Genomic DNA, 12,704 nt, shown 5'->3' on the forward strand with positions numbered 1-12,704 from the left:
TGATGTCGCGAGCTAGTACGTCAGCGTCGGAGATCGGATCCCGCCAAGGCAAGGCGTACCTAAGAACTGGGAGAGTTCAAGCGGACAGGCTTCGCGACGATCGACATTGCGGCCGACGGCGGGGGCAAGCTGGCGCGAGAGGTCGACGTAGACGTAGACGAGCAACGGTCCGCTCGGCGCGATGGCGCCCGCCCAGACCCACTCCCCCGGCTTCAGCTTCTCAGCCTGCCTCGCCAACTCCGGCGCTGAACTCGCCTTCGCCCCCTGTGCGAAGGCGGGAGTGTGCAGGACCATCGCGGAAACCGCGGCGAAGACTGTAAAGCAACGATCACGCATTCACGACTCCCGCTCGGCAGAACGCCGATCCCAAACAAGCCATGGCGGACGGCGATAATGATGTTGCCGCCCCGGGAACGATGATACCTAGGGATAGGAAAGGTCTACCCCCACGCGCCGTTGGCCCCGCCGAGGTGCACGGGCGTCCCTCATCCGTGAAGTCATCCGTGATGCGCTTGTCCCGGCACTACCGACGAAGACCCCGATCAGCCATCCCGCCGCTCCATTTCCGACACCCGGCGCGAAACCACCCGAGCCGCTCCAAGTCACGGGAGATGGTCCTCAGCCTGGCACCCGCATCCTTGCCGCTAGCGTGGCCGTCATGGGTCACTTGCGATCATGTGCTCCACAGCTGATCGACGCCTTGACCTTTAAGCTGGCCGGAAGTGCGAGCCGTCAAGTCGGTAAAGCAGTCAACGTTCCTTGACGTTGCGGAACGCCGAAGGGCGGGTTCGCCGCCGACGGACCGTAACGCCTCAGCTGCCTCCCGGCCAAGTGGCAAGCAGCCATTGCTGGATCTGCAGCGTCGCCTCCTCGCTCAGCTCGACCCAACTTCTGCGTCGATCCTTGGGATCTCGACATTCCGTGACGACCTTGGAGGCAAGCAGGCGGCGAACGTACCTGAACCCGGTCGTGCTGGGCACTCCTCCCGCGACGCTCGCCTCCATGATGCTCACCTCCCTGCCCGTGAGCTTCGCGCAGAAGAGGTCGAGCATGATGTCCCAGGCGGGTTCGCGAAGTAGCTCACCGCCCAAGGCGCCTCTGCGTAGCCGGCGTTGTCGCAGGTAGTGCCTGGCGAGTTCGAGCGACCGGACCGTGCCGCGAGCGTCGGTCCGAAGATCGTCCGCTGCCTTAACTTCGTTGCGGTAGGAATCTCCCGGGTCCAAACGAGTCGGAGCGGCTTCGATGATATCAAGCCTCATGCCTTCGGCCCCAGTCCAGCAGGACGCCAAGCAGCAGGATAACCAACTTCACAGGCGACCAGACGCTCTCCATCACAAAGTAGGCGCGAGCGTCGAAGGAGCCCACGAACCAGACCGACGCGTGCGACGTCACGGTCAGCACGTGGAGGCCGGCAATCCAGATGGTCCAATAGCGATTGCTGTTCAGCGCGACCGCCATGAGGCCGACCAGCAGAGAAAGATCCACGAGGAAGACCGGCAGGTGCGGACTTGCCCATGTGGGCACGGCGAGACGCGCGTAGTGCGTGCCGACGATTGCCAATCCATAGAGAAGTGCCACCCACCGGCCATCCCTTCCGCCGAGAAGCGCCGCCGTGCCGCAGCAAGCGACGGCCAGTGCAAGGAAGATCGCTCCGATCATCGCGCCCGCGCGTTCGGTTCAGTGTCCGCGCCGACGCTTTGTCGCATCCGCGATCAGGCTGCCGCCACGACGTCGATGCCGTCGGAGCGGCCCATCGGCGAGACGAAGCTCTGCGGAAATCCGTCCGCGCAGCCTTCCAGCCGCTCTTCGACACCCTTCGTGCGTGCGATCGCATGGAGCGTGCCGATCGACTCCGCCATCGCCTTCCGGCTCTGCAGGATGCCCTGCACCCCCTGGTCGAAGGACGTGTATAGACGCTGCGTCACGGCGATCCGGAGCGGGTGGGCCTTCGCCGCCTGCAGCGCAGTCACGAGCAGCTGGGCCTGGGCGAGAAGGGCGTCGTCAATGGCGGTCAGGGCCGCCCGTGTGTCCGCCACGATGACGTCGGCGGCGGCAGTGCAGTCGAAGTTGTTATCGATCTTCATGTGAACCCCTTCGCGCCGCAGTCACCTGCCCATCAGCCACACCAGCCCGCTGCCCAGCAGGACCAGCGCCGCGAAGACGGCGAGAGAGACCATGGCGACCTTCAGAATCGAGAAAGCGATCTCGACGCGGTTGAGACGATGCTCACCACCCCCGATCGGAGGAACGGTCAGCAGCCACCGCAACGCGGTGACTGCCGATAAACGACGCACTTCAGGCTCCAGAACAAGCCCCGCAAATCTGGATACAGAAGCCTGTACAGAATTCGGTTGAACGCCTCCTCCGGCGTCCACGAACGCCTTCGCCGCCTCCTCCCGTCCGCTGACGCCGAGTTGCCGCGCGGCACGCGAGAGGTAGTTGTCGACCGAGGAAGGTGCGAGACCAAGCTGCCCGGCGATCACCTTTGAACTGGTCACGCCCGCCGCCACCAGCCTCAGGCAATCGATCTGTCGCTCAGAAAGCCCGGTAGTCATCTCGCATGATCCTCGTTGCCGGCCATCAGAACAGTCTACATGCACAATAGTCGTTCTGAAAACCTCTCGGTCGCTGAACGCCTGCGACCCCATTCCCGCCCTTACTCCGGAGCGCGGTCGCTTCGCATCATGCAGTCGGCTCCCTGGATGCTGCCTCCGCGCACAGGCCATCGCCTTCACTACTGCTGCCAAAGATCAGTCGGCGTGCTGCAGCTAAAGTACGTGCTATATTTCATTCCATTATGAAACTACAAAGAAGCGCGCGCGTCGACGGCGTGGCCGGCCGAGTCGAGATCCTCGCTTCAGGCGGTCGGGCCAAGCCGGGGCGGGAGACCGCCTCGGCTTGGTCTTGAGTCGATCTACTGCCGCGAAGGCGGGCTGAACCACCATAACGAAAACGTCGGCTTCTGCCCGACCGCCGTCAATGGACCGCGTCCTCCTTGACCGACGCCAACCCTCACTGCGACATTGAGGCGAAATGGCTCGCTCGCTGCGCGGAGCTTGGCCCGCGCGAAGCTGTCCTCGATGATCCAAACACGCTAGCGGTTGATCCGACGTCCAGATGTTTCCCCTCGATCAGACTTGGCCGCAATGCCTGAAGGACGCACCGATCAGCCGTAGCGCTCCTCGTTCCAGGGATCGCCCCGCATGTGGTAGCCGTTGACCTCCCAGAAGCCTGGCTCGTCGGCTCCGATGAAGCCGATCGCGCTTATCCACTTCGCGCTCTTCCAGAGATAGAGATGCGGGATCACCAGGCGCAACGGTCCACCATGGTCGCGCGACAGGGGCTTGCCCTGCCAAGCGTGCGCCAGGATCGCGTCCTCCGCGGCAAAGTCGGCGAGCGGTACGTTCGTCGTGTAGCCGTCGTAGCCGTGGAGCATCACGAACGCCGCCTCCGGATCCGGCTGAACCAACGAGAGCAGGTCCCGCGTCCTCACGCCGACCCAGTCGTTGTCGTAGCGCGACCAGGTCGTCACGCAGTGGATATCAGAACGGGACTTCGTCTGCGGCATTGCCATGAGCGCGGCCCAGTCCAGCGTAACGGGCCGCTCTAACAGGCCTCCGACCTTCAATCGCCATCGCTCGTGCGAGATGTCCGGCTGCCGCCCGAGGTCGAGCACCGGCCAGTTCTGCACGAGATGCTGGCCAGGCGGCAGCCGCGCCTGATCCGACCGGCTCGCCCGGCCGGTGAGGAATCGACCCTCATCGGCCCAGTGCCGCTTCGAACGCGTCAGCTTCGATGGTTCGGGCAGGTCGTCTTCCAAGGTCGTCTCCGTCTTCCGGGCCGCGCAGCCTGCTGCAGACCGTCCCGATCATGGCGCTGCCTTCCCATCATCGGCTCGGGGTCGATATCCCGCAAGCCGCCGACGATGCCGCATGTGCGATCGGCCAGTCTCGTGTCGCTGGCGGCGATCGCTCCAGATCCTTCGTCGCGCGGCAACCATGAAGCCACGGCAGGTGTTCAGCAGCCATGCAATCCGAACTCCCGCCCAGCCTCAACACTTGGACCGAAGCACCGCGCGTGCGTCGATTGAACGAAGCTCCCGTGCAAAGCGCAGGCCGCTACCTCCTGTGCTGGCTGCAGCAGGCGCTGCGCGCGCGCGACAACCCCGTCATCGACGCGGCCGTACGGCTCGGCAACGAGCTGGGCCTGCCGGTGCTGATCTATCACGGGCTGCGTGAGGATTATCCATTCGCCTCGGACCGGCTCCACCGCTTCGTCCTCGGCGCGAGCCGGGATGTCGCGATCGAATGCGGGAAGCGCGGGATCGCCTGCGTCCAGTACGTCGATCGCGAGGAGAAGCGGGAACGCGGACTCGTCTACCAGCTGGCGGCACACGCCGCGGTGGTGATGCTCGAGGATCAGCCTGCTTTCGTCGCGCAGTGGCAGTCGGAACGACTGGCGGCAAAGACCGCGACGGCCGTCTTCGCCGTGAACGCCGCGTGCCTAGTCCCGCCGGCAGCGATCGAGCAGGGTGTCGGCACGACGTCCGCCTTCCGGCGCCGGCACGAGAAGGCACGCGCCGCATGGACGTACCACGTCGACGAGGAACCCGACGTGCCGCCGTATGATGGAGCGCTCGCGTTCGTCCCGGACCGGTTAGCCGAGATGGACGACGCCGAACTGGATGCGCTCGTCGCGTCGCTCGACATCGATCACGCACTTCCGCCGAGCGCCATGCTGCCCGGCTCCCGGTACGAGGCGCTGCTCAGGCTCGATCGGCTCACGCGCGAGGTCCTGCCCGCCTATGCCTACGCCCGCAACAATGCGGCCCGGCCGGAGGGTGCCAGCACGCTGTCGCCCTACCTGCACTTCGGGGTGATCGGACCGCGCGAGGTGATGGCGGTGATCGAGACTAGCGACGTCGCCGCCGACAAGCGCGAGAAATTCGCGGACGAGCTGCTCACCTGGCGCGAGTGGTTCCACTACAAGGCCCGAACTCTGCGCGTGCCTGAGAGCTACGCTCGGATCCCGAACTTCGCGAGGAAGCAGCTGGCCGCCCATTCGGACGATCCCAGACCGGAACTCGAGACGCTCGACGCGCTGATCCACGGCACGACGCCCGACGAGACGTGGAACGCGTGTCAGAAGCAGTATCTGATCGACGGCTGGATGCACAACAACCTGCGCATGTACTGGGCCAAGCGCATCATCGCGATGACCACTGATCCACAGACCGGCTGGGCGACCGCCTGCTACCTCAACGACCGGCTGAGCCTCGACGGCCGGGACCCATCGACCTACGGAAACCTTGCATGGGCGTGGGGCGACGCCGCGCCCGGCTACCGCGACGTTCCGATCTACGGCCTGGTGCAGACCAGGACCGACCGGTCGATCCGGGAGCGCACCGGCGGATCGGAGTGGCTGGCCGAGGCGGCCGCAAGGCCACCGCCCCGGCTGGACGTGCCCGACAACGTTCCGAGATCACCATACCTAGACGAGCGGCTTCCGATCTGACGCAAGCGGCCGAACGGTCATCTTCCCAAAAGGCTCGCGCCGACCTACAGAGACGCCGCTGACGTCGCGTGCGACGGATATTCGGGCCGCCCAGGCTTCCCCTTGTCCTCTACTAGCCTCACCGAAGCCGGGATGCGCCATGTCGGACGCATGCCCGTCAATCTTGGATAGGGATACTCCACATGATCACCGGAACCGTGAAATTCTTCGACGCCACCAAGGGCTACGGCTTCATCGCACCCGAGACGGGCGGCCCGGACGCCTTCGTCCACGTCACCGCCGTCGAGCGCGCCGGCATGCAGACGCTCGAGAAGGATCAGCGCGTCTCGTACGATTTGGAGCAGGACCGTCGCGGCAAAATGTCGGCCGTTAACCTGCAGGCAGCCTGAATTTGGACGCTGGGCGGCGGACCGCCGCCCGGCATCTGAAATCGTGGCCGCGAGGCGGCGCGGAGAGACGCAGAGCTGGCACACCGACGACACGACCGGCGACGCGCTTCCGGATCGGGCAGCGGAGCGCCTAACGATCCTTCAGAAGATGCCGGCGTCATCCCAATCGGTCATCAGCCCACGGTTGATCACCCGGATGGTCAGGTTCGGATCGTAGCAGCGCTCGTGAACGATATCCGTACGCCCAAACATTTAACGGTGACTCTGCTCAACACGACGCACGAGCGTGTCGATCTGACCGGCTCAAGCAGAAGGCCGTGAGCCCGCTGCAGGGCCTCATCGATCCCCGCGAGAGCCTGCATGTCACAGTGCTAGCACCCATGACACTTTCGAACAAAGGCGGGATCATCAGCTTGATCGATGCGGGCGGAGGGAAGGTGGACGGCGTCTCGTACACCGGCCAGTCCGCATCGCAGCCGGGCGCTCACTGATCGTCCGATGAGCGGCTCTCCCCCGGCAGCGGACACGGCAGCCTTGAGCGATGCACAGTCTGGAAGTCCACGAAGACACTTTGGCTTGTTACCGTCGATCACAGTAGTGGTCGCTGAACGGGATCCTGCGCCGCCACTCCGTCGTCGACCCCACGCCGACGCAACTCATTGCCGGCACTGTACCGCACGTCCACGTCGCGATCGCGCACGTAGCCGGCAAGTGACTCGTTGCTGAGGTCGCTCCACGGACGCCGGCGATACGGCCCCGCTGGCACGCGCGGCAGAAGGCCGGGCTGTTCGCTCCAGACGAGCAACTGTTCGAGCGAGGCAGCGTTCAGCATGTCCCTGAGATGATGCGCGGTGACATAGGCATCGGGCAGCGCCCGGTGCGCCGGAAGTCCGATCGTCCGGTCTAAGCCGACGGGCATGAGCTCGTAGCGCAGGCGCTGGTTCGAGAAGCTCGGTAGATCTGGCCAGGTCCGTAGCGCGCACTTCCATGTGCAGATCCACCGCGCACCGCCCGACAGTCTTGGTGTGCAGAAGCGCTGCTCGAAGGTCGCCCGGTGCGCCGCGAGCGCGACCGCTCCCCCGGTCGGCTGCAGGATCGGCGGCGCCGCATCCTTCCAAAACGGCGCGCCTGCGACGTCGGCGTCGATGATGTGATGGACCGCCATGGTCTCGGTCGAGATAGGCGCGCCAGGGTTGACGAACACGGCGCCACGTTCGTCGTCAACCGACCAGTGTCCGTCGTCGCCTTGTATCACATCCTGCCAGCCGATCTCGCAGACGTTGTGCGTCGATGGCCCGGACGTCTCCAGATCGATGACCCGTATGCGTCTCCCGCCGCGTACTTCCTCAGCGCTCACGCACCCCGGATAGCATACCCACGCGTTCTTGCAATGTTCTCATCCTGTGCAGTGCTGAAGCGCCGCTCGTCATCGCGAATGCCCTGCTGTGATGGACGGAATACCTTCAGGGACATACTTCTCATGATCCCTCACGCCCCACCCTTCCACCTAAATTCCAGGCAATCCAGCTAGTGGCAACCGCGCGCGCCATGTTGGCCGCTGCGGCAGGCGAACGGTTGCATTAGCTTTGACAGACGCCGCGCCGCCGGCGATGACCGTGCCCGAAGGGGAACGCGCATCCATGCTGAATCGTCGCGAAACACTGCTTATCGGCGTGGGCGCCGGTGCCTTGGGCTCCGCCGCGATGGCCGCCACACCCGGCGCGTGGCCCGCCTATCCTGCGGAGGAGATCGATTTGTGGCCGGGCACCTCACCCGGCGCCCCCGCGGTGTTGCCGGTCGAGCAGGTCATCGAGAACGGCACCGCGCAGCATCACGGCCGCATGGTCAAGGGCATCGCCCGTCCGCGCATGAAGGTGTTCAGGCCCGCGAAGCCGAACGGATCGGCGCTGCTTGTGACGCCCGGCGGCGGCTTCTCGGTAATCGTCATCGACGTTGAAGGATATCAGATCGGGCCCTGGCTCGCCGATCGCGGCTGGACGGTCTTCGTCCTCTACTACCGGCTACCGGGCGAAGGCTGGGCGAACCGGGCGGACGTGCCGCTGGCGGACGCCCAGCGCGCGATGCGGCTTATACGCTCGCGGGCGACGCGCTACGGCGTGAATCAGGCAAAGATCGGCGCGCTCGGCTTCTCCGCCGGCGGTCATGTCTGCGGAGACCTCGCCACGCGCCACGACGCGAAGGTGTACGCGCGCGTCGATGCCGCCGACCGGTTGAGCGCGCGGCCCGCGTTTGCGGCGCCGATCTACGCCGTCCAGTCGATGAGTCCGCCGCTCGCGCACGAAGGCTCTCGCGACATGCTGCTCGGACCGGATCCTTCGCCTGAGGTGTGTCGCGCGCACAGCCCGGCACACAACGTCACCGCCGCCGCGCCCCCCTTCTTCATGGCACATGCCGAGGACGACACGACCGTGTCGGTCGAGAACACCGTCGAAATGCGCGCCGCGCTGAAGGCTGCCGGGATGAAGGTTGAGACCCATCTGTTCACTGCAGGCCAGCACGGCCTCGGTCTGCCGGGTCCGGCGGGGGAGCCCGCGCGGCACTGGAGGGACATGTTCGCCGTCTGGGCCGAAGCCCAGGAAGTCGGCTGATAGGTCCCGGCCTGGCCCCACCCCCGCGATGTGCGATCGACGGCGCGAGATCGCAATCGGCAGCGTCATGGACGCCGTTCTTCGATAGGAAAAGGCGCGGTCGTTCCGAAGGCGGGCATCTTTGCGCGCGACCGCGACGCCTATGGCCTGACGGCGGTCACAGTGCTTCGGCCGCGCCTTGAAGCTCGCCATGTTCAATTCCGGCCCTCATCGGCGGCGCTGCGGCAAGCGGCCGCACGTGCTTGCGGTGCCACGCGAAAGCCTCCTGCATGCCAACCGCGGGCGGCGTATCCGGCGGAACCTTGGTCATGACGACAACGCCGATCATGAGGCGGTTGCCTACAGCCGGCCCGTCGACGATACCGTTCAGATGCATCGCCCGCAGCTGGACCGCTGCGCCGCTGTAGGGGGAACCGTGATGATCGGCTGGCGCATCTGCAGCACGGTGGTTCTGGCTCTGCTCGCCACCGCGTCGCTCGCGGCGGGCCCCTGGAACGCCGAGCAGGATCATGCCGACATGATGCGTCAGCTCGGCATAAAGGAACTCCGCCCTGGCGCGAACGGCGACCCGACCCCACCGAATGCCGCCAACTACGACCCAGCAAAGGCGAACCCGTACCCAATCTGGCCCGACCTGATGAGGATGGCCGACGGGCGGCCGGTGACCAACGCGGCGATGTGGCGAGAGCAGCGGCGGCCCGAACTCATCAATTTGTTCGAACGCGAAGTGTATGGCCGCATCCCATCAGGCGTGCCCGGCGTCACCTGGCGCGTCGAGGCCACGGATCGCGAGTACTTCGGCGGCAGGGCTGTCATGGCGCAGCAGATCGTCGGTCATGTCGACAATCGAGCGGCACCCGGCATTACTGTCGACATCCGCGCGACCCTATTGCTACCGGCCGGTGCCAGAGCCGCCGCACCTCTGCTCGTCATGTTCGCACCGGCACGGTATCCTTCTCCAAGCCAACCCAACCCAGTTGAGGCGGCGCGGCTCGACGCGGCCCTGAAGGCGACCCTGCTCGCGCGCGATGTTACGTTCGCAGCGATCTTCGCCGCGCACCCGGGGTTCGAGTTCGTCAAGCCCGGCGGCTTCCTCACGCCCCCGCCCGAAGATGACCGGGTGACCAAGCTCATCGCAGACGGCTGGGGCGTGGCGCTGCTCGACACCGCCACAATCCAGGCCGACGATGGCGCCGGACTTCGCCAAGGGATCATCGGCCTCGTCAACAAGGGTGCGCCGCGCACCCCCGAACAGTGGGGCGCCCTGCGCGCCTGGGGATGGGGTGCGAGCCGGCTGCTCGACTATCTAGGCACGCGTGAGGAAGTCGACGCCTCGCACGTGGGTATCGAAGGCGTGTCCCGCTCGGGCAAGGCGGCGCTGGTGACGGCCGCCTTCGACCAGCGCTTCGCCATGGTCCTGATCGGCTCGTCGGGGGAAGGCGGCGTCAAACCCCACCGCCGCAACTTCGGCGAGCAAATCGAAAACCTGACCGGAGCCGCCGAGTACCACTGGATGGCAGGCAACTTCCTCAAATACGGCACCGAACGGGGACGCCTTGGCCGCCGGACGGCAGAGGATCTCCCGGTGGAGTCGCACGAGCTGCTCGCTCTGGTGACGCCCCGTCTCGCGTTCGTCAGCTATGGCATCCCCGAGCAGGGTGACGCCAGATGGCTCGATCAGCAGGGAAGCTACATGGCCACGGTCGCCGCGGGGCGCGCCTGGACCCTCCTCGGTGCGCACGACCTCGGTCGCGGCAATGATTATCGCGCGGCGACCCTGCCCCCACAGGGAACGGATCTGCTAGACGGCGAACTCGCCTGGCGGCAACACGAGGGCGGCCACACCGACGCGCCGAACATGAGCCACTTCATCGCATGGGCCGATCAGAAGATGGGCCGCACGCCCCTTCCCTGACCACCCGAATGCCTCCGGCGCGCGCGCGACAGTCATCGGCCCTCCGGGCGAGACGGCAAATAGCGCACCATCCGACGAAGGCCGCCATCCAGGTGTCTGCCTGACGCGCGTGCGCGACGGCCGAACCAAATCGGCAGATCGCTCGTTCCACGTCATTGCCTGACGAAGCGAGATGACCAATGGAATACACGAAGCTCGGAACCACTGGCATGGACGTTTCGCGGCTCTGCCTCGGCTGCATGACGTTCGGCACGCCTGATCGCGGCAGTCATGCCTGGACGTTGGACGAGTACGCGAGCCGGCCGATCCTGCGCAAGGCCATCGAGGCGGGCATAAACTTCTTCGACACCGCCAACGTCTATTCGGACGGCACTTCCGAGGAAATCGTCGGCCGCGCGCTCAAGGAGTTCGCCAGTCGCGACGAACTCGTGATCGCGACCAAGGTCTACAACCGCATGCGGCCGGGACCCAACGGCGACGGCCTCAGCCGCAAGGCGATCATGACGGAGATCGACGCGAGCCTGACCCGGCTAGGCACCGACTATGTCGATCTCTACCAAATCCACCGCTTCGACCACGACGTGCCGATCGAGGAGACGCTGGAGGCGCTTCACGACGTCGTGAAGGCCGGCAAGGCGCGCTACATCGGCGCGTCCTCGATGTACGCTTGGCAGTTCGCGACAATGCTCCACGTCTCGGAGGCCAACGGCTGGACGCGCTTCGCCACGATGCAGAACTACCTGAACCTGCTCTACCGCGAGGAGGAGCGCGAGATGCTGCCGCTCTGTGCGGCGGAAGGCATCGGTGTGATCCCGTGGAGCCCGCTCGCCCGCGGCCGACTGACGCGCGACTGGGACGACACTACGGAACGCTCGCAGACGGACGAGTTCGGGCGGACGCTCTACGCACACACCATGGAAGCGGACCGACGGGTCATCGAAGCGGTGGCGGTCGTCGCCGGCGAGCGTGGCGTGCCCCGCGCGCAGGTCGCACTTGCCTGGGTGCTGGCGAAGCCGGAAGTCTCCGCACCGATCGTCGGGACGTCTAAGCCTGCACATCTCGACGATGCGATCGCCGCTCTGGAGCTCGGCCTCTCCGAGCAGGAGATCGCGCGCCTGGAAGGCGCCTACATACCCCACGGCGTGGTCGGCTTCTCTTGAGCAACCTGGCTGGCTTGCTTCCGCCCGGCGCGTTCGACAAGCAGGACCAGGAGAGCGACCTCGCGTTCTATGCGCCACCTCGACTGGTGACGCACATCGACGATGCGGCGGTGGCGGCGCTCATGTCATACTACACCGAGGTCATTCCGGATCGCGCGGTGGTGCTCGACCTGATGTCAAGCTGGGTGAGCCATCTGCCTGACAATCTGCCCACCTCGAAAGTCATCGGTCACGGCATGAACGCCTTGGAACTTGCTGCCAATCCGCGCCTCGACCGCTGGTTCGTCGCCGATCTTAACGCCGAACCGGTCCTGCCTCTCATGGACGCGGCGATCGACGTCGCGTTGTGCTGCGTCGGGGTCCAATACCTCCAGCATCCCGTGGAGGTGTTCTCGGAGGTCCGACGGGCCTTGACGCCGGGCGGCGTCTTCGCGGTGAGCTTCTCGAACCGCTGCTTCCCGACGAAGGCCATCCGGATCTGGCAATCGATCGACATGGCGGGGAAGGTCGAACTGGTCCAGCTCTACATGAAGCATGCTGGGTTCTATAGCTCGGAAACTGCGGTGCTGGCGGACGGAAGCACAGGCGATCCGATGGTGGTGGTCGCCGGGCGCACGGTGGCGACGAGACGGGATGGCGAGCTGCAAGCCTGATCATCGAAGGCGTCCTGAGGCATTGGCTATGCTGTGCCACGACCTCAAGGTAACCGTCGGCGACCCGCAGGGGCCATTCGTCGCAACAAAGGCTATTCGTGCCTAATGCAGCGGAAAGTACCGCTACCGAAGCAAAGTCATGTTACAATGCTGCGATGCAGCGTTCCGACGAAAGAACCGGATCTCCCACGACCGGCCGCGTGGCGCGCCGGCACAATCTGTTCGAGCCGATCGAGATCACCGTGGATCGGCAATCCGTACGAGCGCATCTCTTAAACGTCTCAGCCACGGGCGCGCTGGTTCACAGCGCAGCTCCTCCGGCCTTGGGTGCAACCGTAAAGCTCAAGATGCTTGGCATCGAGCGATCAGCTCGCGTAGTCTGGAGCAAGGCCTCGCGCTTTGGCGTTGCCTTCGACACCGAACTCGCGGATCCGTTTCTCGAAGCCGCACTCCGATAGCTAGAA

At 65.5% G+C, this 12,704-nt stretch carries 15 protein-coding genes; 8 read left to right on the plus strand and 7 right to left on the minus strand.

Annotated features, from left to right (window positions below):
* Positions 1 to 12 precede the first annotated feature (12 nt).
* The 6 genes from L8F97_RS04785 to L8F97_RS04810 all read right to left on the minus strand — a co-directional run bounded on the left by L8F97_RS04785 (position 13) and on the right by L8F97_RS04810 (position 3,820).
* Positions 13 to 336, minus strand: coding sequence for a hypothetical protein (locus L8F97_RS04785; protein ID WP_242146952.1), 324 nt, complete (start codon positions 334 to 336; stop codon positions 13 to 15).
* Positions 337 to 812: 476 nt separating this feature from the next.
* Positions 813 to 1,259, minus strand: coding sequence for a hypothetical protein (locus L8F97_RS04790; RefSeq protein WP_242146954.1), 447 nt, complete (start codon positions 1,257 to 1,259; stop codon positions 813 to 815).
* Entirely contained in the window at positions 1,249 to 1,659 is a 411-nt protein-coding gene (locus L8F97_RS04795) for a hypothetical protein (RefSeq protein ID WP_242146956.1), read from the minus strand. Before L8F97_RS04795 ends, L8F97_RS04790 begins: the two co-directional genes overlap by 11 nt.
* Positions 1,660 to 1,712: 53 nt before the next feature.
* Entirely contained in the window at positions 1,713 to 2,084 is a 372-nt protein-coding gene (locus L8F97_RS04800; protein WP_242146959.1) for a hypothetical protein, read from the minus strand.
* Positions 2,085 to 2,105: 21 nt separating this feature from the next.
* The gene (locus L8F97_RS04805; RefSeq protein ID WP_242146962.1) at positions 2,106 to 2,555 is read right to left on the minus strand and encodes a helix-turn-helix domain-containing protein; all 450 of its coding nucleotides are present in this window, start codon (positions 2,553 to 2,555) and stop codon (positions 2,106 to 2,108) included.
* 611 nt (positions 2,556 to 3,166) lie between these two features.
* Positions 3,167 to 3,820, minus strand: a complete 654-nt coding sequence (locus tag L8F97_RS04810) for a sulfite oxidase-like oxidoreductase (protein WP_242146964.1) — start codon at positions 3,818 to 3,820, stop codon at positions 3,167 to 3,169.
* Positions 3,821 to 4,101: 281 nt separating this feature from the next.
* On the opposite strand from L8F97_RS04810, the gene L8F97_RS04815 reads away from it, so the two are divergent.
* The 3 genes from L8F97_RS04815 (at position 4,102) to L8F97_RS04825 (ending at position 6,394) form a co-directional block, all read left to right on the plus strand.
* Complete coding sequence (locus tag L8F97_RS04815; protein ID WP_242146966.1) at positions 4,102 to 5,514, plus strand: deoxyribodipyrimidine photo-lyase; 1,413 nt, start codon at positions 4,102 to 4,104, stop codon at positions 5,512 to 5,514.
* A gap of 182 nt (positions 5,515 to 5,696) precedes the next feature.
* Positions 5,697 to 5,903 carry a cold-shock protein gene (locus tag L8F97_RS04820; RefSeq protein ID WP_242146968.1) on the plus strand — a complete coding sequence of 69 codons (207 nt, stop codon included), beginning with the start codon at positions 5,697 to 5,699 and terminating at the stop codon, positions 5,901 to 5,903.
* Between the two features lie 317 nt (positions 5,904 to 6,220).
* Positions 6,221 to 6,394: a hypothetical protein gene (locus L8F97_RS04825; RefSeq protein ID WP_242146969.1), complete on the plus strand. Its 174-nt coding sequence runs from the start codon at positions 6,221 to 6,223 to the stop codon at positions 6,392 to 6,394.
* A 98-nt stretch (positions 6,395 to 6,492) separates the two neighbouring features.
* Here L8F97_RS04825 and L8F97_RS04830 read toward each other — a convergent pair whose 3' ends face one another.
* Positions 6,493 to 7,260, minus strand: coding sequence for an exonuclease domain-containing protein (locus tag L8F97_RS04830; RefSeq protein WP_242146971.1), 768 nt, complete (start codon positions 7,258 to 7,260; stop codon positions 6,493 to 6,495).
* 283 nt (positions 7,261 to 7,543) lie between these two features.
* Between L8F97_RS04830 and L8F97_RS04835 the strand changes: the two genes are divergently transcribed.
* The 5 genes from L8F97_RS04835 (at position 7,544) to L8F97_RS04855 (ending at position 12,698) form a co-directional block, all read left to right on the plus strand.
* Positions 7,544 to 8,512 (plus strand): alpha/beta hydrolase, encoded by a 969-nt coding sequence (locus tag L8F97_RS04835; RefSeq protein ID WP_242146973.1) that lies wholly within the window; start codon positions 7,544 to 7,546, stop codon positions 8,510 to 8,512.
* Between the two features lie 178 nt (positions 8,513 to 8,690).
* Complete coding sequence (locus tag L8F97_RS04840; RefSeq protein WP_242146976.1) at positions 8,691 to 10,427, plus strand: hypothetical protein; 1,737 nt, start codon at positions 8,691 to 8,693, stop codon at positions 10,425 to 10,427.
* 179 nt (positions 10,428 to 10,606) lie between these two features.
* On the plus strand, positions 10,607 to 11,587 hold the full coding sequence (locus L8F97_RS04845) for an aldo/keto reductase (protein WP_242146977.1): 981 nt from the start codon (positions 10,607 to 10,609) through the stop codon (positions 11,585 to 11,587).
* Positions 11,584 to 12,240: a class I SAM-dependent methyltransferase gene (locus L8F97_RS04850; protein ID WP_242146979.1), complete on the plus strand. Its 657-nt coding sequence runs from the start codon at positions 11,584 to 11,586 to the stop codon at positions 12,238 to 12,240. The genes L8F97_RS04845 and L8F97_RS04850 overlap by 4 nt, the downstream gene beginning before the upstream one ends.
* Positions 12,241 to 12,395: 155 nt before the next feature.
* Positions 12,396 to 12,698 (plus strand): PilZ domain-containing protein, encoded by a 303-nt coding sequence (locus tag L8F97_RS04855; RefSeq protein WP_242146981.1) that lies wholly within the window; start codon positions 12,396 to 12,398, stop codon positions 12,696 to 12,698.
* Positions 12,699 to 12,704 lie beyond the last annotated feature (6 nt).

The organism is Sphingomonas sp. BAUL-RG-20F-R05-02, from assembly GCF_022662305.1.
Classification (GTDB): domain Bacteria; phylum Pseudomonadota; class Alphaproteobacteria; order Sphingomonadales; family Sphingomonadaceae; genus Sphingomonas.